Genomic DNA, 21098 nt, shown 5'->3' with positions numbered 1-21098 from the left:
TGACAGTCCGCGCCCCGCAGGGCGTCGCTGGGCGGGCCGGTTGCGCCGCAGCAGCACATTCGCCCGCCAGGTGCTGCTGGTCCGGGTGGGTCGCCGGGATGGCGACCAGCTCAACGGCACCGACCTGGTTCTTCCCGAGCACCGCGTCGACCGGCAGCGTCGCCGTTACGGTTTCGACCGTCGCGGGGTCACCCTCGACCGTACCGAGATCGCGGCGGTCGCCCCGGTCAGCCCGGCCCTCAGCCCCGCCGCGCCGGTCGACGAGTCGCCCGCGATGGCGATCCCGCTGCTCCCCGGCGCGCGTACCCCCGCCCGCCGGATGAAGTTCGCGCTGGTCAACGCCTGCACCCTGGCCAGCCTGGTGCTCGGCATCAACGCCATCTTCGTCGCCATGAACGGCCAGACCCGGATCGCAGCACTCCTGCTGATCGCCTGCGTCATCTTCGACGGCCTCGACGGCGCGCTCGCCCGCAAGTTCGGCGTGGCCAGCCCGTTCGGTGCCCAGATGGACTCGCTGGCCGACATGTGCTCGTTCGGCCTCGCCGCCCCGGTGGTGGTCTACGCCGCACTGGCCGGATCGGCCCCCACCGCCGCCGCGGCGGTCGCGGCCGCCCTCGTCGCGTCCTGCGCCGCGATCCGGCTCGCCCGGTTCAACGTCTCGCCCAAGGACGGCCGGTTCTTCTGCGGTGTGCCCACCACGATGGCGGCGGCGGTGCTCGCCCTCACCGTGGCCATCGGGCTGCCGCTGCCGGCGAGCGTGCAGATCGGCGGGGTGGCGCTGCTGGCCTTCGCGATGGTCTCCAGCTTCCCGTACGCCAAGCTGGCCCGGCTGGTGAAACTGCCGCCGTGGCTGTGGCTGGCCCCGGCCGTCGGCGCGCTTGTCGACATCCGGCTCACCTTCGCCCTCGTGGTGGTGGGCTACCTGGTCAGCGGTCCGCTGCTCTGGCTGCACCAGCGCCGCACCGCCTGACCCGTCCGCAGCTACACGACAGGGGCGCCGCGACCGCGGCGCCCCTGTTCGCGTTCGTGTCGACTCAGCTCCAGCGGGCGATGACCGAGGAACCGCCGACCACCTTGTCGCCGGGGCCGACCAGCGGGGTGGCGGCGTCGGCCGGCAGGTAGACGTCGGTACGGGAGCCGAAACGGATCAGCCCGAACCGCTCCCCCCGGGCCAGCAGCGCCCCCACCGGTGCCCGCTGCACGATCCGGCGGGCGATCAGCCCGGTCCGCTGCGCCACCACCACCGTGCCGTGCGCGGTGTCCAGCACCGTGTAGGCGGCGACGTTGTGCTCGGCGTCCGGCTTCATGGCGTTGACGAAGCCGCCGTCGGCGACGAAGTAGTCGACCACCTTGCCCGCCACGGGGGAGCGGTTGACGTGCACGTCCAGCACCGACAGGAAGACCGCGATCCGCAGCCACTCACCGTCGCCGAACCGTTCGTCGTGCAGCCGCTGCACCGACAGCACCTGACCGTCGGCGGCGGCGACCACCGCGGACGGGTCCTCCGGCACGTCCCGCTGCGGGTCCCGGAAGAACGCGGCCACCGGGGCGGCGGCCAGTGCCGGCACCAGCCACAGCTTCGACTTCGGCCGGACGACCCGGGCGACGGCGGCCAGGCCGAGCGCGATGCCGGCCGCGGTGACCCCGTTCGAGTCGATGTGCATGCCCCGGGTCAGCGGCACGCTCGACGGCCGGTACGCCGGGGCCAGTTGGGCGGCCGAGGCGGCGGCGGCCGGGGTGAACCGCAGGTGGTGCACCCGTACCGGCGGGGAGTTACGCAGCACCAGGTCGGTGCGGACGCCGTGCAGCACCCCGATCCGGTCCAGTTCGGCGGCGGCCCCGTCGGTGCGGAACACCGGTGCGGCGACGCTGAGCACCGCGCCGTCGGTCAGGTACTTGGTGAGCCCGTCGACGACGTCGCGGGTCTCCTCGTCGGTGCCGGTGAACGGCTCGGCGGCGATGACCAGCTCGGCGGCGTCCGCCTCGGCGAGGGAGTCGACCACCCGGACCCGGTCGGCGACCCAGCGGCCCTGGACCGTCACGTGCTCACGCAGCGTGGCGGCGTCGGTCGTCGCGGCCGGCACGACGGTCAACGTGTCGCCCGGCAGCAGCGCGTCGATCGCCTCGGCGAGGGCCGCGGCCCCGGGGGCCGCACCCACCAGCAGGGCTGCCTTCGGGTCGTTGCGTCGGGCGAGTTCGGCGACGAGGGTACGGGCGGCACGCTCGCCGATGCGGACCGGACCGGATGGACCGGAGGGGCGCACGGCGGGGAACTGGGTCATGTCGGGCGGACTCCTGACGGGTAGAGACGGACGTCGCGGCGGGACCGCCTCGGACGCCCGGACGAGGCGCATCCGGGCCGGTGCCGGGGCACCTGGTGCGCAGGCACCGGCGGAGCCCGACGACGTGGCGCGTGCCGGCGGAGGCGGGATCTCCCCGGCCAGCATACGAGCCGTCGGACGCCGCCCGCACCGGTGCGGTCAGCTGGGCGCCCCGGGTGGGCCGGTGACCGGGGGGTCCACCAGGTCGCCGGACGGCCGCCGAGAAGCGTCCTGGTCGTCGGACCGGGCCGCCGGTTCGTGCTCGGGTCGGTGGTCCGAGCCGTGCTGTCGGCCCGGCTCGCGCGCCGGGTCGCCGAGGTGCAGCTCGGCGGTGTCCCGCCAGCCGGCGCGTTCGTCGTCCCCGCCAGCCGGGCCGGTCGGCGCGCTGCTCACCGAGCTGCCCGGGGTGGTGCTCACCGGGCCGGTCGGCGTGGCGCTCACCCGGCCGGCCGGAGTGAGGGCCGGCTCGCCGTCGGCCGGCGGGACCAGGCGGTCCGGGGTGCGGGCCGAGCGCACCGCCCCGACCAGCCCGAGCACTCCGATGAGCACCAGCGCGCCGGCCAGGAACCAGCCCACCGCGGGCAGGGCCAGCCCGAGGATCTGGGCGAGCAGCCACCAGAGGGAGAGCCCGACGAAGAGCAGCCCGAAGACGAACGACACCAGATCGGTGCGATGGCCCTTCACCGGATCACCTCCAGATTGCCCGCGTTGACGTGGACGGTGAGCCGCAGCGTGCCGCCGCCGGCCCCGTCCAGCCCCAGATCGGTGACCTGGCGTCCCTGCCCGTCCAACCCGGAGCTGCTCTTCCCGAAGACGGTGGCCTCCCCGGCCTTGACGTTCGTCACGGCCGTGACGTCCACGTTCGGCGGCACCACGATGGTGGCCTCCCCGAAGTTGACCACCACGGTCAGGTCGGTGTCCCGCTTGTCGAAGTCCACCGCACGCAGGTCCAGGGTCGCGTCACCGAAGCTGTTCTCGTAGCGGTCGGCCAGCTCCTGGTAACTGGTCGGGGCCCAGGTGACCGCCCCGTCGACACCCCGAACCCGGTCGTAGGACTCGGCGACCGTGGCGACACCGAGAGCGGCGGCGGCGACCAGGCCGAGGGCGATCAGCCAGCGGGCCCGGCCGAACCAGGTGCCGACCAGCAGCCCGAACCCGATGGTGGCGAGCACCGCCGCGAAGTAGCCGGCGGCGCCGATCGGGAAGACGTCCAGCAGGTCCAGGATGGCGACCACGCCGAGGGCCAGGAAGATCAGCGAGAAGGTCGCGGCACCCAGCGCCGACCGTTCCTTCGGTTTCTTCGGCGGTTTGACCCGGGGTGCGGGCGGCGGCGGTGGGGGAGGGCCCCCGGCGTACGGGCCGTGGGGCGCGAACGGCGGCCGGTAGCCCGTACCGGTGGGTGGGACGGTCACCGGCGCGGTGGCGGGCACACCGGTCAGCGGTGGCCGGGGCGGCCAGGCCGGTGCCTCCGCCCGGGTCGCCGCCAGCTCCATCGGCGCGGCCGGTGGCCAGGCCGGAAGCGGTGCGGTACGGGTCTGCGCCGGCCAGCCGGCCGGTTCGCCGGTGCGGGCCGCCGGCCACCCCGCGGGTTGCCCGCCACGATCCGACGGGAACGGGGATGCCGGCGGGGCGGGCGCCACCGGGGCGAAGGGGGCCGGCCAGCCGACCGGGGGGACCGGTCCGGGCGGGGCGGCCGGGCCGGGCTGTGGACCGGCGGCGGCCGGCACGCCGGGGCGGCTCTCCCGGTTGAGCAGCAGCGCACCACCGATGAGGATGGCCGCGCCCAGCAGCACCGCCCGGAACGCGTCGGTGACGATGTAACCGAAGCCCACCGCGACCGTGATGGTCAGCAGGATCACGGTGATCGGGGACATGCTCGACCGGCCCCGACCCAGCATCGACTCCAGCGGCGAGGCGCTGTCCCCCTCACCCGGGATGATCAGCCAGGCGGCCACGTAGACCAGGATGCCGACCCCGCCGAAGAACCCGAGCACCGCGAGGAGCACCCGCCACAGCACCGGGTCGGTGTTGGTGGCCCGGCCGATGGCCGCGCAGACCCCGGCCAGGTAGCGGCCGTCACGGGGCCGGACCAGGCCGTACCGTGAGGTGAAGCTGGCACCTCCGGACGGCGGGGGATACCCCCCGGGCGGGTTCGGCGCGTCGTCGCCCCCCGTGGGCGACGTGGGCGCCGGGGGCGGCCCGGCGGCGGAGCCGGGCGGCGGCATACCACCCGGTGCGGCCACCTGAGGGTACGGCGGCGGGGCAGGGTCCTCGGTCATGACTCGATCCTGCGGCGTCGCCGGGCCGAGTCGCCTCCGGAACCGACCCTGACCCCACCCTGAGATCCCGGTGGGCGGATGTCCGGGGCGTCCCCGTGGTCGGCACCGTCTCCCCCGTGTGACGATCGGAGCGGCACCGCACTCCGGGGTGTCCGTCCGCCACCCACCGTGACCTGGGAGCCTCCGATCAGCGTCGTGACCCCGCCGCCGCGCCTCTACCGGGCGCCCGAGCACCGGCTGGCCGCCGGTGTGGCCGCCGGCATCGCCGACCATCTCGGCATCTCGGTGCTGCGGGTACGCGTCGCCTTCATGGTGCTGCTCGGGCTCAGCGGACTGGGGCTGCTGCTGTACGCGGCGTTCTGGGCGGTGGTGCCGCTGCGGCCGGGTGACACCGCGACCCCGCCCCGGCGGGACCCCGGGCAGTTGCTGCCGTTCGTGGCGATCGGCCTCGGTGTGCTGCTGGTCCAGGTGCTGGTCTTCGACTCGGTCGGCGCGGCGGGCACCGCCGGTTGGCTGGTGGCGATCATCGCGGTCGGTGCCGGGGTGATCTGGCACCAGTCCGCGCCGGAGCGCCGCCGGCAGTGGAGCGGGTCGATGCCGGTGCCGTGGCTCGGCGCGGTGGTGGAGGAGAGCGACCGGCGGGCCTTCGTGCTCCGCTTCGCCGGGGGCGCGGTACTGGTCGCCGTGGGCATCATCGGTGTGGCGGCGGTCTACTCGCCGGTGCAGAACCTCGACGCGGTGGTCAACGGGGTGATCTTCGCGTTGGTCGGGCTGGTCGGCGTCGGGGTGGTGGCCGCCCCGGTGCTGTGGCGTACGTGGAACCAGCTCCGCTCGGAGCGGGAGGGGCGCATCCGCGAGCAGGAGCGTGCCGAACTGGCCGCCATGGTGCACGACCAGGTGCTGCACACCCTGGCCCTGATCCAGCGCAACGCCAGCGACGTCAAGACGGTGCAGCGGCTCGCCCGGGGCCAGGAGCGGTCGTTGCGCAACTGGCTCTACAAGCCGACCGCCTCGCCGACCGAACGGTTCGCGGCAGCGCTCGAACAGGCCGCCGCCGAGGTGGAGGACACCTTCGCGATCACCGTCGAGGCGGTGGTGGTGGGTGACCGGGAGACCGACGAACGGGTCGGGGCGCTGGTGGCGGCGGCCCGGGAGGCGCTGGTCAACGCGGCCCGCCATGCCGGGGTGCAGACGGTGTCGCTCTACGCCGAGGTCGAGCCGGAGCAGGTGAGCGTCTTCGTCCGGGACCGGGGCAAGGGATTCGACCCGGATACGGTGGAGGATCACCGGCACGGCGTCCGAGGGTCGATCATCGGGCGGATGAAGCGGCACGGTGGCCGGGCGGAGATCCGTTCCGAGCCCGGGGAGGGGACGGAGGTCCGGTTGATGCTGCCGATCACCGGCACCGGCTCCACGGCGGAAAGGGACAGCTGAGATGGCGGAGCAGTCGATGGAACCGGGTTCGGACGCCCCGACCCGGGTGGAGCGTTTGCGGGTCTTCCTGGTCGACGACCACGCCATGTTCCGGGCCGGGGTCCGGGCCGAGCTGGGCGCACACGTCGAGGTGGTCGGGGAGGCGAGCACGGTGGCCGAGGCGGTCGCCCGGATCGCCGCGACCGGGCCGGAAGTGGTGCTGCTCGACGTGCACATGCCCGACGGTGGGGGTCGGGCGGTGCTGGAGGCGATGCGCCGTAGCCACCCGCAGGTGAAGTTCCTGGCGCTGAGCGTGTCCGACGCCGCCGAGGACGTGATCGGGCTGATCCGGGCGGGTGCCCGGGGCTACGTGACCAAGACCATCTCCCCGGACGAGCTGACCGACGCGATCCGCCGGGTGGCCGACGGGGACGCCGTGTTCAGCCCCCGGCTGGCCGGGTTCGTGCTGGACGCCTTCGCGGCCCGGCCGGACGCCCCGGTCGCCGACCCCGAGCTGGACCAGCTCACCAACCGCGAGCGCGAGGTGCTGCGCCTACTCGCCCGGGGGTACGCGTACAAGGAGATCGCCAAGGAGCTGTTCATCTCGATCAAGACGGTCGAGACGCACGTGTCGAACGTGCTGCGCAAGCTCCAGATGTCCAACCGGTACGAGTTGTCCCGCTGGGCGGCGGACCGACGACTCGTCTGAGACCTCCCATTCCGGGAGCATCGCCCCAGGGCTGACAAGAGATCAATTCGTGTCGCATAATGCCCCGTCGCCTTCGCGCGTGCGGGTGGTGTCACGACCCCGCCCGGGGGCGACGCACACCGGCCCGCCGGGAGCGGGCCCACCCCTGGGGAGAGGTGCACGGAACTGATGTTCGGACAACGAGGACGACGCTGGGCGGGTATCGCCACGGCGCTCGTCACCGGTGGCGCGCTGGTGCTCGCCGCAGCCGGTCCGGCCGCCGCCGAGCCGGCGACGAAGGGCGTGGCGCGGGCGGTGCCGGGTACCGGCGTCACGCTGAAGCTGGACGGTCGGGCGCAGAAGACCTCGGCGCTGGCCCTGGAGTTGAAGGACGGCACCGTGCCGGTCTTCTGCATCGACTTCCACACCCCGGTGGCCCGTGACGGCGAGTACGCCGAGGGCACCTGGGGCGAGTCGGAGGTGAAGAACCTCGGCCGGGTGCAGTGGGTGCTCACCCACGGCTACCCCAACGCCGACCGGGCGAAGCTGCTCGCCGCCGCCGGGGCCACCCTGCCCGCCGGGCTGCCCGACTCCCGGCGTGACACGCTGCTCTACTTCGGCACCCAGACGGCCGTCTGGCACTTCAGTGACGGCATCACCCTGGGCGACTGGGAGCGGGGGCTGACCGCCGCCGCCGAGTACGACGTGATCCGCCGGGTACACGACTACCTGGTGCGCAACGCCACCGACCAGCCGGAGCCGAAGGCCGAGCTGAGCCTGGACCCGGCGTCGGCCACCGCGACCACCGGCGGGCGGGCCGGGCCGTTCACGGTGCACGGGCCGGCGGGGGAGATCGCGCTGAAGGTCGAGGGTGGCCGTGCCGTCGACGCCGAGGGGCGTCCGGTCGGTACGACCACCAACGGTGGCCGGTTCTGGCTGACCGCAACCGCCGCCGGTCGGGTCACCGTGACGGTCTCCGCGCCGGACTCGGTCTCCTTCGGTCGGGTCTTCCTCTTCTCCGGCGGCAAGAACGCCAAGCAGAAGCTGATCCTGGGTGGCAGCACCGGCACCTCGGTGAACGCCGACGCGGCAGCGAGTTTCGCCGCCGCCCCCGCCTCGCCGTCGCCGTCGGCCACCCCGTCCGGGTCGCCGTCGCCGTCGCCGTCCCCCTCGGCCGGGTCGCCGTCGCCGTCGGCCACCCCGGTCGAGTCCTCGTCGCCGGCCAGCCCGGCACCGTCGACCTCGCCCGCCAGTAACGGTGGCGGGCTGCCGTTGACCGGTTCGCCGGTCGCGCTGGCCGCCCTGGCGGGGCTGGCGTTGCTGGCCTTCGGCGCGGTGGCCGTGCTGCTGGTCCGTCGTCGCAAGGTCCACTTCACCGTCTGACGTACGGCTCCCTGCGGCCCCGGCACCCGACGGTGCCGGGGCCGGCTGTTTCGCCGGTCACCCCTGCGGGGGCTCCGAGACCCGGTGGCGTGGGGGCGGTGTGGCGGAGGGGCCGGTCGTCGGCGGGGTGGGGCGTCGCGGCGGCCGGCAGTCACCTGCGGGGCAGGTGTGTCGACTGTCTTCGGCCGGCTGGCTGGGACTGTGCTCCGGCTGGCCGAAGCCGCCCTCAGCCGGACGGGCAGAATGCGGTGACGCCCGGTGGAGGTCGGAGCACGCCAACCGGACGGCGGCAAAGCTCACACTGCTGACCCGGCGGTCACCACCCGGTCGAGCGGACTTGCTGTCTTTCCTGCTCAGAGCGGTACGACCAGGGCATCTCATGATCTTTTCTCAAGTATCGGCAACACGGCAGGCAACTAACGGCTTGATAACGGCACCTTCACGTAATGGGCCGGTGGGTGTCACAGTGGCAGCACCTCACCCCTGATGTGAGGCACCCGTGTGTCCCGGCCGACCACGTCGCCGCTGCCTCCGGCACGGATCGTGGTCGTCGAGCCTGCCCGGGAGCCGAGTACGGGGGTGTGGTGGCCCGGCGGATCGGTACCCCTGGGGTGTCCCGATTTCTCTGCGGTAACCGGTGATCTGCAACACATGATCGCCGTGCGGTGTCACCCCCCAACGTGCGTGAAACCCACGACGGAACCAGGTTAGAAAGAGGAGGCCCCTCGGAATGAGAGTCTCGAAGCGGGCGAGCGGCGCCATTGCGATGGGTGCGGCGTTCGCGCTCATCGCGTCCGGCTGCTCCAGCGGTAACGACGACGAAGGCAGCAGCGGCGCCAGCAGCTCGGACGGGGCCATCGTCGTCGACGGCACCGAGCCGGAGAACCCCCTGGTTCCGGCGAACACCACCGAGACCGGTGGCGGCAAGATCATCGACTGGCTCTGGACCGGTCTGGTCGAGTACCCCAACAACGGTGGTGCGCCGCAGAACGCGCTGGCCGAGTCGATCGAGACGACCGACTCCAAGGTCTACAAGATCAAGATCAAGCAGAACACGAAGTTCCACGACGGCACCGTCGTCAAGGCCAAGAACTTCGTGGACGCCTGGAACTGGGGCGCGTACTCGCCGAACGGCGCGCAGAACGCCAGCTTCTTCGCCGACATCGCCGGCTTCGAGGACGTCAACACCTCCGACCCGGACGGTGACGGCCCGAAGAAGGCGCCCGAGCCCAAGGCCAAGGAGATGTCCGGCCTCAAGGTCGTCGACGACTGGAACTTCGAGGTCACGCTCGCCGCGCCGACCGCCGTGTTCCCGACCAAGCTCGGCTACAGCACCTTCATGCCGCTGCCGGACGCCTTCTTCTCGCAGGGCGCCGAGGCATTCGGCAAGAAGCCGATCGGCAACGGCCCGGTCAGCTTCGTCTCGTGGGAGAACAACGTCGCGATCAAGCTGACGCGGTTCGACGACTACAACCTGCGCGACAAGATGAAGATCAAGGACGTCAACGTCAAGATCTACCAGGACGACACGGCGGCCTACAACGACCTGGTCTCCAACAACCTGGACTTCCAGCAGCAGGTTCCGGTCTCCTCGCTGGCCGGCGACAAGTGGAAAGCCGACCTGGCCGACCGGGCGATCCCGTCGACCACGCCGTCCACCGGCATCATCGCGTTCCCGATCTACGACAAGCGCTTCCAGAACCCGAAGCTGCGCAAGGCGATCTCGCTGTCGGTCAACCGGCAGGAGATCACCGACAAGATCTTCTTCGGTAACCGCAAGCCGGCCGACAGCTGGGCCAACCCGCTGACCCCGGGTGCCAAGCCGGGCAACTGCACCGCCTGCCAGTTCAAGCCGGACGAGGCCAAGCAGCTCCTGAGCGAGGCCGGTGGCTTCACCGGGCAGCTGAAGATGTACTACAACGCCGACGCCAGCCACAAGGACTGGATGGAGGCCGTCGCCGGGCAGATCAAGAACACCCTGGGTATCGACGCGGTCGCCGTCGGTGTGCCGACCTTCGCGGTCTTCCGGCAGAACATCAACGCCCACAAGATGGACGGCGCCTACCGTGCCGGCTGGCAGCAGGACTACCCGGACGTGGAGAACTGGATCAACCCGCTCTACGTGACCGGTGGCTCCTCGAACGACGGTCTCTACAGCAACCCCGAGGTGGACGCCCTGTCCAAGCAGGCCAGCTCCGCCCCGAGCCTGGAGGCCTCGCACGAGCTGTTCGCCAAGGCGGTCGAGAAGATCGACCAGGACGTTCCGTCGATGCCGATCTACTTCGGTGGCCAGCAGTCCGGTCACTCCGAGAAGATCAAGAAGATGGAGCTGACCAACGTCGGCGAGCTCGACATCACCTCCGTCGAGCTCTGATCCGTTCGATCTGACCCCGGGTCGGGCTCGCCTACCGGTGAGCCCGACCCGGGGCCGTTCCGCGAGTGCGTGCACCCCACCCCTCGCCACGTTGTCGCCACCCGTGTCGGCCGCACCCCCGCCCCCGGCACACCCCTTGTCAGGAGGACCACCCCATGGGCCGTTATCTGGTGAGACGGCTGCTCCAACTCGTCCCGGTCTTCATCGGGACGACGCTGATGATCTACCTGCTGGTGTGGAAGGTCCCCGGGGACCCGTTCGCCGGCAAGTGCGGTGACCGTGGCTGCCCGGACAACTACCGGGCCATGATGACCGAGAAGTTCCAGCTGGATCAGCCCTGGTTCGTGCAGTACGCCACCTACATGAAGAACCTCCTGCAAGGCGACTTCGGGACCACCTGGTCGGGGCGCGACGTCGGCGAGATCATCGCCACCGCGTACCCGAACACCCTCAAGCTGGCCCTGGTGGCCCTGGTCATCGAGGGTGTCATCGGTCTCACCGCCGGTGTGCTCACCGGCCTGCGCCGCAACGGCTTCCTGGACAACCTGGTCCTCGTCTCCACGCTCTTCCTGATCGCGCTGCCGGTCTTCGTGGTCGGCTTCGTGCTCCAGTGGTTCTTCGGTGTGAAGCTCGGCATCGTCAAGCCGACCGTCTCCAACGAGATGCGGATCACCGAACTGCTCCTACCGGGCTTCGTGCTGGGTAGCGCGTCGATGGCGTACATCGCCCGGGTGTCACGCACCAGCATCGCGGAGAACCGCCGGGCCGACTACGTGCGTACCGCGATCGCCAAGGGGCTGCCGATGCGCCGGGTGGTCGGTATCCACCTGCTGCGCAACTCGCTGATCCCGGTGGTGACCCTGCTCGGCACCGACCTCGGCGCCCTGATGGGTGGCGCGATCATCACCGAGGGCATCTTCGGCATCAACGGCATCGGCCGCACCGTGCTGCGGGCGATCGTCACCAAGGAGAGCGCTACCGTTGTCTCCATCGTGGTCGTGCTGGTACTCGTCTACCTGGTGATGAATTTGCTGGTGGACCTGCTCTACGCCGCACTTGACCCGAGGATCCGCTATGAGTGAGCGCAGCAGCGAACGAATCGTCATTGCAGTGTGCGCGGGCAACCAGGCCGGCGCCGAGCGCAGCGAGGTGCAGGCATGAGCGACCCGAGTGCCGCTTCGATCGTGAGCACGCCCCGTCCCGAGCAGTTGACCGAGGCAAGCTCCCCGGCCCCCGTCGGCCCGGCGGGCAAGAAGGAGAAGCCGCGCAGCCTGCTCGGCGACGCCTGGATCGACCTGCGCCGCAAGCCGCTGTTCTGGATCTCCGCCATCTTCATCGTGCTCTTCGTGGTGATGTCGGCCTTCCCGTCGCTGTTCACCTCCGGTGACCCGGACGCCACCGCGCTCTCCCGCAGCCGGCTCGAGCCCTCCGGCGACGCGTGGTTCGGCTACGACGTGCTCGGGCGGGACGTCTATGCCCGGGTGATCTACGGCGCCAACGCCTCGATCGTGGTCTCCCTGCTCTCCACGATCGGCACACTGCTGATCGGCGGGGCGGTCGGCATCATCGCGGGCTACAAGGGCGGCTGGGTCGACGGCCTGCTCTCCCGGATCACCGACATCTTCTTCGGCCTGCCGTTCGTGCTCGGCGCGATCGTCATCCTCACCACGTTCAACGGCGCCGGCGCCAACAACGGCGAGTGGGAGATCAAGTTCCTGGTGATCGGCTCGCTGGTGCTGCTGAGCTGGCCGGTGGTGATGCGGCTGATGCGCTCCTCGGTGCTCGCCACCAAGGAGGCCGACTACATCGTGGCGGCCCGCGCGATGGGTGCCAGCACCGGCCGGATCATCTTCAAGCACCTGCTGCCGAACTGCCTGGCGCCACTGCTGGTCTACGGGACGATCATGATCGGCTCCTTCATCGGCGCCGAGGCCACCCTGTCCTTCCTGGGTATCGGCCTGCAGAGCCCGGTGGTCTCCTGGGGCATCATGATCAATGAAGCGCAGAACTACCTCCGGGTCTCGCCCTTCCTGCTCTTCTTCCCCTCCGCGTTCCTCGTCACCGCCGTGCTGAGCTTCGTCATGCTCGGCGAGGCGGTCCGCGAGGCCCTCGACCCGAAGCTCCGATAGGGGAGACTGAGTTGTCCGACATTCTCGTGTCCGAGCAGTCCGCGCCCGGCGCCGACGGATCCGGTCGCCCCTCCGGCCGGCTGCTCGAGGTCGACGACCTGCGGGTGGAGTTCCGCACCCGGGACGGCGTCGCCAAGGTCATCAACGGAGTGACGTACCACGTCGACGCGGGGGAGACCCTCGCCGTGCTCGGCGAGTCCGGCTCCGGTAAGAGCGTCACCGCGCAGACCATCATGGGCATCCTGGACATGCCGCCCGGCTTCGTCACCGGCGGTCAGGTCCGCTTCCACGGCAAGGACATGCTCACCATGTCCGCCGAGGAACGTCGCCGCATCCGTGGCGAGGGCATCGCGATGATCTTCCAGGACTCGCTCTCCGCCCTGAACCCGGTCTTCACCGTCGGGTTCCAGATCGCCGAGCAGTTCCGGATCCGGCGCGGGATGAGCCGTTCCGACGCCAAGAAGCGCGCGATCGAGATGCTCGACCAGGTCAAGATCCCGAACGCCAAGGGCCGGTTCAGCAACTACCCGCACCAGTTCTCCGGGGGCATGCGGCAGCGCGCGATGATCGCGATGTCGCTGGCGCTCGACCCCGAGGTGCTGATCGCCGACGAGCCGACCACCGCGCTGGACGTGACCGTGCAGGCCCAGATCATGGACCTGCTCGGCGAACTCCAGCGGGAACGCCGGATGGGCATGATCCTGATCACCCACGACCTCGGCGTGGTCGCCGACGTCGCGGACCGGATCGCGGTCATGTACGCCGGCCGGATCGTCGAGGAAGCCGACGTCTACGACCTGTACGCCAAGCCGGCGCACCCGTACACGCTCGGCCTGCTCAACTCGATCCCCCGGCTGGACGAGAAGGGGCAGCAGCTCCGCACCATCAAGGGCCTCCCGCCGAACCTGATGAACATCCCGCCGGGCTGCCCGTTCAACCCGCGCTGCCCCATGGCGCAGCCGGTGTGCCGGGAGACCGTCCCCCCGCTGTTGCAGATCGGCACCGGTCGGGCCAGCGCCTGCCACTTCGCCGAGGAGCTGGTGAACCGTGACTGACAACATCATCGAAGTCCGTGACCTGGTCAAGCACTACCCGGTCACCCGGGGCATCGTGTTCAAGAAGACCATCGGCCAGGTCAAGGCCGTCGACGGCGTCTCGTTCGACCTCAAGGCCGGCGAGACGCTGGGCGTGGTCGGCGAGTCGGGCTGCGGCAAGTCGACGCTGAGCCGGGTCCTGATGAACCTGGAGAAGCCCACCGCCGGCACGGTGCACTACAAGGGCCAGGACATCGCCAAGCTCTCCGGTGGCGCGCTGCGGCGGCTGCGCCGGCAGATCCAGCTGGTGATGCAGGACCCGTACACCTCGCTGAACCCGCGGATGACCGTCGGTGACCTGATCGGTGAGCCGTTCGAGATCCACTCGGAGGTCGCGCCGCGGGGCAGCCGCCGGGACAAGGTCAAGGAACTGCTCGACCTGGTCGGCCTCAACCCGGAGCACATCAACCGGTACCCGCACCAGTTCTCCGGCGGTCAGCGGCAACGCATCGGCATCGCCCGGGCGCTCGCCCTGCGCCCCGAGGTGATCGTCTGCGACGAGCCGGTCTCCGCCCTGGACGTCTCGATCCAGGCCCAGGTGATGAACCTGCTGGAGAAGCTCCAGAACGAGCTGGGCCTGTCGTACGTGTTCATCGCGCACGACCTGTCGGTGGTCCGGCACCTGTCGGACCGGGTCGCGGTGATGTACCTCGGCAAGATCGTGGAGATCGGCACCGAGGACGAGATCTACGAGCGGCCGACCCACCCGTACACCCAGGCGCTGCTGTCGGCGGTGCCGGTGCCGGACCCGACGCTGCGGGAGAACAAGGCGATCATCCGGCTCACCGGTGACGTCCCGTCGCCGATCAGCCCGCCGTCGGGCTGCCGGTTCCGCACCCGGTGCTGGAAGGCGCAGGACCTCTGCGCCGAGCAGCCGCCGCTGCTGGAGATCCGCCCCGGCTCGGACCACCCGAGCGCCTGCCACTTCGCCGAGAAGCGGGAGATCGTCGCCACGCACGACGCGTGAGCCACACCCGGGCCGCCTGCCACCGTCACCCCGACGGCGGCAGGCGGTTCGTCGTTGCCGGCCCGTGGTCCGGCAGCTCCACCCCCACACCCGGCGGCCCGCCCTTCCGCAGCGCCCGGCGGTCCGCCCTTACAGCGGGCCGCGCCCCGCCCGCAGCAGCAACAGCGCGAGTTGGGTACCGTCGGCCCCCAACTCGGTGCGGAAGCGCTCCAGGATCTCGCGCTCCCGGGAGAGCACCAGCCGGGTGCCCCCGGAGGCCATCCGGGTCACCCCGACCTCCTGGGAGAGGGCCGCCCGTTCCTGCCAGAGCGCGATCAGCGTCCGGTCGATCTCGTCGATCCGTTCCCTGATCGCCACGATCCGCTCGGCCGCCGCCGTGTCACCGGTGCCGGTACGGGCGGCAGCGGCTCCGGTCGGGTCGGTCTCCGTGGGATCGGCCCCGGCCGGCTCGTCGTGCCGCGCGGGGCCACCGCTGGACTCCACCACGTCAGTCATCATCGTCGTACCCCTCGGGTCTCGGGCCCGGTGTTCGGATCCCGGGACGAAAAAGCCCCGGGCTCTCCGAGCCCGGGGCTTTCGTAGGTCCTGTCGATCAGGCGCGACCCACGGCTGCCGGACTCCCGGTGCCGTAGTAAAAGAAGAACCGCCGCTCGATCACGTCGTCGAGTATGCCGACCGGAAGCCGGTCCGCGCAAGCAGTCCCCGGCCGCTGGGTTCGACCGTGTCCCCCGCCGACGGGATCGGGCCGGGCCCCCGTCGGCGCGCGGACGCGCCGACGGGAAGCCCGGCCCTCAGGTCAGCCCAACCGGGTGATGCGGTCCGCCGCCGTGGGGGCGACCGGCTCCCCGGCACCCAGGTACGCCACCAGGGCGTCCACGTCGAAGCCGGGGGCGGTGGTCCGGCCGGTGCCGCCCGCCAGCTCGGTGAACCCGTCCCCGCCGTTGGCGAGGAAGTCGTTCGTGGTGACCCGGAAGCTGGCCGCCGGGTCGACCGGGGTGCCGTTCAGGGTCAGCGCGCTGACCCGCGAGCCGGCCGGCGCGGTGCTGTCGTACGAGTAGGTCAGCCCGGCCGACGGCTGGAGGATGCGCTGGGTGGTCTGCCCCTTGAAGCCGACGAACTGCTGCTCCAGCACGTCCTTGAGCTGCGCGCCGGTGAACGTCTGGGTGACCACCAGGTTGTTGAACGGTTGCACGGTGAACGCCTCGCCGTAGGTCACCTCGCCCGGCGCCTCACCACCGGCCGACGCCCCGTACGACAGGGAGGCCCGTACGCCGCCCGGGTTCATCAGCGCGAGCTGCGCCCCGTCGCCCCTGGTGTACGCCAGCTGCGCGTCGGCGATCACGTCACCCATCGGGCTCTCCCCGTTGGGCCGGACGTCCCGGACGAGGTCGGCGCTGATCTTCCCGACCACCCGGTTGGCGATCGGGGCGACCGCCGTGCGGTACTTGTCGGCCAGCGTCTTCGCGCCCGCGTCGACCAGGGCCGGGTTCTTGGCGAACACCCCGCCGGTCTGCTGCCAGGTCCCGTCGGCGTTGCGCACGCCGTTCTCCACGATCACGTTCTTCGCGGTGATGCCGGTGAACCGGCCGGACCGCCGGTCCAGCGAGTAGTCGATGTCGGTGACCAGCTGGCCGTTGTTGCCGGCGCTGGTGACCACGCTCGGCTTGCCCGAGGAGTTCGGCAGCGAGCAGGAGTAGAAGCGGTGGGTGTGCCCGGAGACCACCACGCCGAACTCCGGCCGCAGGCCCTTGACGATGTCGACGATCGGGCCGGAGAAGTTGGCGCAGTCGGAGACGCCCGGGGTGGCCGGCGGCGCGGACTGTGCGCCGCCCTCGTGCACCAGCAGCACCATCGCCTTGACACCGAAGAGCTTGAGCAGGCCGCCCCACTTGTTGGCGGTCTGCACCTCGTCGGTGAAGGTGACGTCCTTGATACCGGCCGGGTTGACGATGCCCGGGGTGCCCTCCAGGGTGACCCCGACGAAGCCGACCGGCACGCCACCGACGAACTTCACGTCGATCGGGGGCAGGATCGGCAGCTTGGTCTTCTTGTTGATGGTGTTGGCGGCGAGGTAGGTGAACTTCGCGCCGGCGAAGCCGTCGCCGTCCTGGCAGCCGTCGACCGGGTGGCAGCCGCCCTTGTCGATCCGGAGCAGCTCCTTGACGCCCTCGTCGAACTCGTGGTTGCCGACCGAGCTGACGTCCAGGCCGATCTGGTTCATCAGCTCGATGGTGGGCTCGTCGTGGAAGGCGGCGCTGACCAGCGGGGTGGCCCCGATCAGGTCGCCGGCGCCGACGGTGGTGGTGACCCGGCCCTCGGCCTTCGCCTCGGCCCGCAGCTTCTTCAGCCAGGTGGCCAGGTATTCCACCCCGCCGGCCGGGGTGCCGTTGACGGTCGCGCCGCTGCCGCCGGGCGGGTCGATCGCGCCGTGGAAGTCGTTGTAGCTGAGGAACTGGCCCTTGACCTCGCCACCCGTCGCGGTGGCGTACGAGACGGCGACCGGGGCGAGGCCGGCCCCGGGGGCGGCGTCGGCCGGCGGCGTGGTGGTGCGGCCGGTGCTGGGCAGGCTGGCCACGACGGCCAGGGCGAGGACCGGCGCGGCGAGGTGACGCAGCACGGCCCGACCGCGCGAGCGCGGTTGACTCATGGTTGTTCTCCCAAGTCGTCTACGGGGGAGCAGGCGGGGATTTCCCGGGTCATCGTCGCGCCTCGGGACCCAAGATGCCAGTGGGGCCAGCGTGACAGGTTCGTCTCAGTCCTGGCCGACGCCGTCACCGGGTCGTGGCGTGACAGCGGCGGCAGGTGGCCGTGGCGCGGCGGTGGTGACGGGGCTCGGGCGCCCCGGGCGTGCGCGGGCGGGAAGTGTCCGGCCGACGGCATAGACTCGCCGTGCGATGCATCCTCTCTTCGACATCCCCGCGTCCCCGCCCGCGCCCGAGCCCGCGTCGGTTCCGCCGCGCCGGCCCGGCCCCGCCCGCCGCCTCGACCCGCAGGACCTGGTGGAGGGCCTGAACGGTCCCCAGCGGGATGCGGTCACCCATTCCGGCTCGCCGTTGCTGATCGTGGCCGGGGCCGGCTCCGGCAAGACCCGGGTGCTCACCCACCGGATCGCCTACCTGCTCGCCGCGCGGGACGTCCACCCCGGCGAGATCATCGCGATCACCTTCACCAACAAGGCCGCCGGTGAGATGAAGGAACGGGTGACCCACCTGGTCGGCCCGCGCGCCCGGCTGATGTGGGTGTCGACGTTCCACTCCGCCTGCGTGCGCATCCTGCGCGCCGAGCACGAGCACGCCGGCCTGAAGTCGACCTTCTCCATCTACGACGCCGACGACTCTCGCCGGCTGATGCAGATGGTCGCCCGGGAGCTGGATCTCGACCCGAAGCGCTACCCGGCCCGGGGGCTCGCCGCCCAGGTGTCCAACCTGAAGAACGAGCTGACCGACCCGGAGGAGTTCGCCGGCCGGGCCACGGGCCCCAACGAGCGGGCGCTCGCCGAGGCGTACACCCTCTACCAGCGGCGGCTGCGGGAGGCGCACGCGCTGGACTTCGACGACCTGATCATGACGACGGTGCACCTGCTCCAGTCGCACCCGCACGTCGCGGAGAGCTACCGCCGCCGGTTCCGGCACGTCCTGGTCGACGAGTACCAGGACACCAACCACGCGCAGTACACCCTGATCAAGGAGCTGGTCGCCGGCACCGAGGGGATCGCGCCGGCCGAGCTGTGCGTCGTCGGTGACGCCGACCAGTCGATCTACGCGTTCCGGGGCGCGACGATCCGCAACATCCTGGAGTTCGAACGGGACTTCACCGACGCCCGGACGATCCTGCTGGAGCAGAACTACCGCTCCACCCAGACCATCCTCAACGCGGCCAACGCGGTGATCGACCGCAACACCTCCCGCAAGCCCAAGCGGCTGTGGAGCGACGCCGGGGCCGGTGAGCAGATCGTCGGCTACGTCGCCGACACCGAGCACGCCGAGGCCGACTGGGTGGGCCGGGAGGTCGACCGGCTGGTCGACGCGGGAGAGACCCGCCCCGGCGACGTGGCCGTCTTCTACCGCACCAACGCCCAGTCCCGGGTCTTCGAGGAGGTGTTCATCCGGGTCGGCCTGCCCTACAAGGTGGTCGGCGGGGTGCGCTTCTACGAACGCAAGGAGGTCCGCGACGCGCTGGCCTACCTGCGCGCGGTGGTCAACGACGACGACACGGTCAGCCTCCGCCGGGTGCTGAACACCCCACGTCGGGGCATCGGCGACCGGGCCGAGGCGTGCGTCGAGGCGCTCTCCAGCCGGGACCGGATCTCCTTCGGCGCGGCGCTGCGCCGGGCCCGGGAGGCACCGGGCATCTCCACCCGGGCCGCCAACTCCATCGCCGAGTTCGTCGCGCTGCTCGACGGTGCCCGCGAGCTGGCCGAGGAGGGCACCCCGGAGGAGGTGCTGGAGGCGCTGCTGACCCGGTCGGGCTACCTGACCGAGCTGGAGGAGAGCGTCGACCCGCAGGACGCCGGCCGGGTCGACAACCTCCAGGAACTGGTCAGCGTCGCCCGGGAGTACACCGAGCGGATCGAGGCGCTGGGCGAGGACGGTGAGCGGGCCACCCTGGCCGGTTTCCTGGAGCAGGTGGCGCTGGTCGCCGACGCCGACCAGATCCCGTCCGACGACCCCGACCACCAGGGGGTCGTCACCCTGATGACCCTGCACACCGCCAAGGGCCTGGAGTTCCCGGTGGTGTTCCTGACCGGCCTGGAGGACGGCGTCTTCCCCCACCTGCGCTCGCTGGGCGACACCCGGGAGTTGGAGGAGGAGCGGCGGCTGGCGTACGTGGGGATCACCCGGGCCCGGCAGCGGCTCTACCTGTCCCGGGCGGTCACCCGTTCGGCCTGGGGGCAGCCGTCGTACAACCCGCCGTCGCGCTTCCTGGAGGAGCTGCCGCCGGAGCTGGTCCGCTGGGAGCGCACCGAGGGGACGTACACCTCGTGGGCCGGTGGGGGCGGCGGCGTCGGGGGGCGTGCGGACCGCGTGCCCGGCGGGCGTGGCGGCTTCACCGGGGGCACGCCGAGGGCGACGGAGCTGGCGAAACGGCTCGGGGTCGACGCCAGTCGGCTGGCCACCGCCAGCGAGCTGCCGCAGGGGCCGAAGGTGTCTGCCGGCGACCGGGTCAACCACCAGCGCTACGGCCTGGGGCGGGTGCTCGCGGTCGAAGGGCACGGGCCGAGCGCCCGCGCGCAGATCGACTTCGGCGACCAGACCATGTGGCTGGTGCTGCGGCACGCCCCGCTCGACAAGCTCTGACCGACGCCGAAGGGCCCGGCCCGGCGTGCTGCCGGGCCGGGCCCTTCGCCGTCGCGGCTCAGCAGGCCACGTCGATGCCCCGGGCGCGCAGGAACGGCGCCGGGTCGATCTGGTTCCACATCTGCCCCTGGTGCACCTCGAAGTGCAGGTGGGGGCCGGTGGAGTCGCCGGTGGAGCCCTCGTAGCCGAGCACCTCGCCGACGCCGACCCGGTCGCCGACGCCGACCTTCACGCTGCTCTGGTGGGCGTAGTGGGTCAGGTAGCCGTTGCCGTGGTCGACGAAGACCGAGATGCCGTAGCCGTCGCCGACGTCGCCGGCCTTGACCACGGTGCCGGCCGCAGCGGCGTGGATCGGGGTACCGGCCGGCATGGCGAAGTCGATTCCGGCGTGCAGGGCGCCCCCGCGCTGCCCGTAGCAGGAGGTGATCCCGGCCCCCGCCATGGGGATCACCCAGGACGGCTTCGGCTTGGGAGCGGTGGTCTTCTTGGCGACGGCCTTCGGCTTCGCGGTGACCTTCGGCTTGGTCTTCGGCTTCCGCGTCGGGGCGGCCGTCGGGGTGGGACTGGCGCTGGTGGGGGTCGGCACGGCGCTGGGGCTGGCCGGGGCGGTCGACTCCCGGGTGGACCGGTCGGCACGGTCGGCGGCCTCGGCACGGGCCTGTGCGTCGAGCGCGACGGTGGCCGGCTCGGGGGCGTCGTCCCGGTCGAGGGCGGCCGTGGCGGCCCCGGCCAGGCCGAGGCCGACCAGGGCGACCACGCCGACGGCGAGGGCGCGCGCGCCGCGTGGGTGACGCCGCCGGTGCCGGATCACGGCGGCGGAGATCCGCGCGTTGCGGGTGGTGCTGGCACTGCGGGTGGTGCTGTCGGCGTTGCCGGTGGTGCTGTCGTTGTCTTCCTGCACGGCGGACCTTCACACACTCAGGGGATTCGGACCGGACCATCCTGGGTGTCGGAGCGCGCCGGGACGGGAACCGGTACCGACGGGTAGCCCCGACCGCCCCGCAGGGCTGCCCGGCTATGTCCCGCCGGGGTGTCGTCTGCCCCGTTGACCGGGCCGGGTCGCCAGTGCCGTCGGTCACATCGCGGTGTGTGACGCAGCAGACTTACCCGCACGCGAAACCGCCCGGATCCGTAGATCCGGGCGGTCAACAGG

General features: G+C 71.6%; 15 protein-coding genes and 1 pseudogene. 10 read left to right on the top strand and 6 right to left on the bottom strand.

The window, feature by feature from the left end; all coding sequences use genetic code 11:
- The first annotated feature begins 40 nt into the window (after nucleotides 1-40).
- A complete protein-coding gene (locus tag AB0C22_RS14425) occupies nucleotides 41-970 on the top strand; it encodes a CDP-alcohol phosphatidyltransferase family protein (protein ID WP_357535226.1) in 930 nt (309 codons plus the stop codon).
- Nucleotides 971-1034: 64 nt separating this feature from the next.
- On the opposite strand, the gene AB0C22_RS14420 is transcribed toward AB0C22_RS14425, so the two are convergent.
- The 3 genes and pseudogenes from AB0C22_RS14420 to AB0C22_RS14410 form a co-directional block, all read right to left on the bottom strand.
- On the bottom strand, nucleotides 1035-2282 hold the full coding sequence (locus AB0C22_RS14420) for a phosphatidylserine decarboxylase (protein ID WP_357535224.1): 1248 nt from the start codon (nucleotides 2280-2282) through the stop codon (nucleotides 1035-1037).
- A gap of 387 nt (nucleotides 2283-2669) precedes the next feature.
- Nucleotides 2670-3005: pseudogene (locus AB0C22_RS14415) on the bottom strand (hypothetical protein); the annotation flags it as partial.
- Nucleotides 3002-4600: a PspC domain-containing protein gene (locus tag AB0C22_RS14410; protein ID WP_357535222.1), complete on the bottom strand. Its 1599-nt coding sequence runs from the start codon at nucleotides 4598-4600 to the stop codon at nucleotides 3002-3004. The gene AB0C22_RS14410 and the pseudogene AB0C22_RS14415, both read right to left, overlap by 4 nt.
- 168 nt (nucleotides 4601-4768) lie before the next feature.
- On the opposite strand from AB0C22_RS14410, the gene AB0C22_RS14405 reads away from it, so the two are divergent.
- The 8 genes from AB0C22_RS14405 to AB0C22_RS14370 all read left to right on the top strand — a co-directional run bounded on the left by AB0C22_RS14405 (nucleotide 4769) and on the right by AB0C22_RS14370 (nucleotide 14648).
- Nucleotides 4769-6034 (top strand): ATP-binding protein, encoded by a 1266-nt coding sequence (locus AB0C22_RS14405; RefSeq protein ID WP_219464680.1) that lies wholly within the window; start codon nucleotides 4769-4771, stop codon nucleotides 6032-6034.
- A gap of 1 nt (nucleotide 6035) precedes the next feature.
- Nucleotides 6036-6722: a response regulator transcription factor gene (locus AB0C22_RS14400; protein WP_208567972.1), complete on the top strand. Its 687-nt coding sequence runs from the start codon at nucleotides 6036-6038 to the stop codon at nucleotides 6720-6722.
- Between the two features lie 168 nt (nucleotides 6723-6890).
- Nucleotides 6891-8084, top strand: coding sequence for a thioester domain-containing protein (locus tag AB0C22_RS14395; protein WP_255597737.1), 1194 nt, complete (start codon nucleotides 6891-6893; stop codon nucleotides 8082-8084).
- A gap of 730 nt (nucleotides 8085-8814) precedes the next feature.
- Complete coding sequence (locus AB0C22_RS14390; RefSeq protein ID WP_357535219.1) at nucleotides 8815-10458, top strand: ABC transporter substrate-binding protein; 1644 nt, start codon at nucleotides 8815-8817, stop codon at nucleotides 10456-10458.
- A gap of 155 nt (nucleotides 10459-10613) precedes the next feature.
- Nucleotides 10614-11540 (top strand): ABC transporter permease, encoded by a 927-nt coding sequence (locus tag AB0C22_RS14385; RefSeq protein ID WP_357014576.1) that lies wholly within the window; start codon nucleotides 10614-10616, stop codon nucleotides 11538-11540.
- 75 nt (nucleotides 11541-11615) lie between these two features.
- Complete coding sequence (locus AB0C22_RS14380; RefSeq protein WP_357535217.1) at nucleotides 11616-12587, top strand: ABC transporter permease; 972 nt, start codon at nucleotides 11616-11618, stop codon at nucleotides 12585-12587.
- Nucleotides 12588-12613: 26 nt separating this feature from the next.
- Nucleotides 12614-13642, top strand: a complete 1029-nt coding sequence (locus AB0C22_RS14375) for an ABC transporter ATP-binding protein (RefSeq protein WP_357535297.1) — start codon at nucleotides 12614-12616, stop codon at nucleotides 13640-13642.
- On the top strand, nucleotides 13635-14648 hold the full coding sequence (locus tag AB0C22_RS14370) for a dipeptide ABC transporter ATP-binding protein (protein ID WP_208567976.1): 1014 nt from the start codon (nucleotides 13635-13637) through the stop codon (nucleotides 14646-14648). The genes AB0C22_RS14375 and AB0C22_RS14370 overlap by 8 nt, the downstream gene beginning before the upstream one ends.
- Before the next feature lie 129 nt (nucleotides 14649-14777).
- Here AB0C22_RS14370 and AB0C22_RS14365 read toward each other — a convergent pair whose 3' ends face one another.
- Nucleotides 14778-15146, bottom strand: coding sequence for a chorismate mutase (locus AB0C22_RS14365; protein ID WP_208567977.1), 369 nt, complete (start codon nucleotides 15144-15146; stop codon nucleotides 14778-14780).
- A gap of 298 nt (nucleotides 15147-15444) precedes the next feature.
- The gene (locus AB0C22_RS14360; RefSeq protein ID WP_357535215.1) at nucleotides 15445-17295 is read right to left on the bottom strand and encodes a bifunctional metallophosphatase/5'-nucleotidase; all 1851 of its coding nucleotides are present in this window, start codon (nucleotides 17293-17295) and stop codon (nucleotides 15445-15447) included.
- A gap of 247 nt (nucleotides 17296-17542) precedes the next feature.
- Between AB0C22_RS14360 and pcrA the strand changes: the two genes are divergently transcribed.
- Nucleotides 17543-19945, top strand: coding sequence for a DNA helicase PcrA (gene pcrA / locus AB0C22_RS14355; RefSeq protein ID WP_219464673.1), 2403 nt, complete (start codon nucleotides 17543-17545; stop codon nucleotides 19943-19945).
- Nucleotides 19946-20003: 58 nt separating this feature from the next.
- On the opposite strand, the gene AB0C22_RS14350 is transcribed toward pcrA, so the two are convergent.
- Nucleotides 20004-20756 carry a peptidoglycan DD-metalloendopeptidase family protein gene (locus AB0C22_RS14350; protein ID WP_357535295.1) on the bottom strand — a complete coding sequence of 251 codons (753 nt, stop codon included), beginning with the start codon at nucleotides 20754-20756 and terminating at the stop codon, nucleotides 20004-20006.
- Nucleotides 20757-21098 lie beyond the last annotated feature (342 nt).

The sequence above is a fragment of the Micromonospora sp. NPDC048894 genome (assembly GCF_040649765.1).
Classification (GTDB): Bacteria; Actinomycetota; Actinomycetes; order Mycobacteriales; family Micromonosporaceae; genus Micromonospora; species Micromonospora antibiotica.
This window is presented reverse-complemented; position numbering and strand designations above follow the sequence as displayed.

Excerpts from the sequence above, each read along its gene's own strand:
- AB0C22_RS14360 (WP_357535215.1), bottom strand. The coding sequence starts at position 17,295 with ATGAGTCAACCGCGCTCGCGCGGTCGGGCCGTGCTGCGTCACCTCGCC.
- AB0C22_RS14380 (WP_357535217.1), top strand. The coding sequence starts at position 11,616 with ATGAGCGACCCGAGTGCCGCTTCGATCGTGAGCACGCCCCGTCCCGAG.
- AB0C22_RS14410 (WP_357535222.1), bottom strand. The coding sequence starts at position 4,600 with ATGACCGAGGACCCTGCCCCGCCGCCGTACCCTCAGGTGGCCGCACCG.
- AB0C22_RS14385 (WP_357014576.1), top strand. The coding sequence starts at position 10,614 with ATGGGCCGTTATCTGGTGAGACGGCTGCTCCAACTCGTCCCGGTCTTC.
- pcrA (WP_219464673.1), top strand. The coding sequence starts at position 17,543 with ATGCATCCTCTCTTCGACATCCCCGCGTCCCCGCCCGCGCCCGAGCCC.
- AB0C22_RS14365 (WP_208567977.1), bottom strand. The coding sequence starts at position 15,146 with ATGATGACTGACGTGGTGGAGTCCAGCGGTGGCCCCGCGCGGCACGAC.
- AB0C22_RS14400 (WP_208567972.1), top strand. The coding sequence starts at position 6,036 with ATGGCGGAGCAGTCGATGGAACCGGGTTCGGACGCCCCGACCCGGGTG.
- AB0C22_RS14395 (WP_255597737.1), top strand. The coding sequence starts at position 6,891 with ATGTTCGGACAACGAGGACGACGCTGGGCGGGTATCGCCACGGCGCTC.
- AB0C22_RS14420 (WP_357535224.1), bottom strand. The coding sequence starts at position 2,282 with ATGACCCAGTTCCCCGCCGTGCGCCCCTCCGGTCCATCCGGTCCGGTC.
- AB0C22_RS14390 (WP_357535219.1), top strand. The coding sequence starts at position 8,815 with ATGAGAGTCTCGAAGCGGGCGAGCGGCGCCATTGCGATGGGTGCGGCG.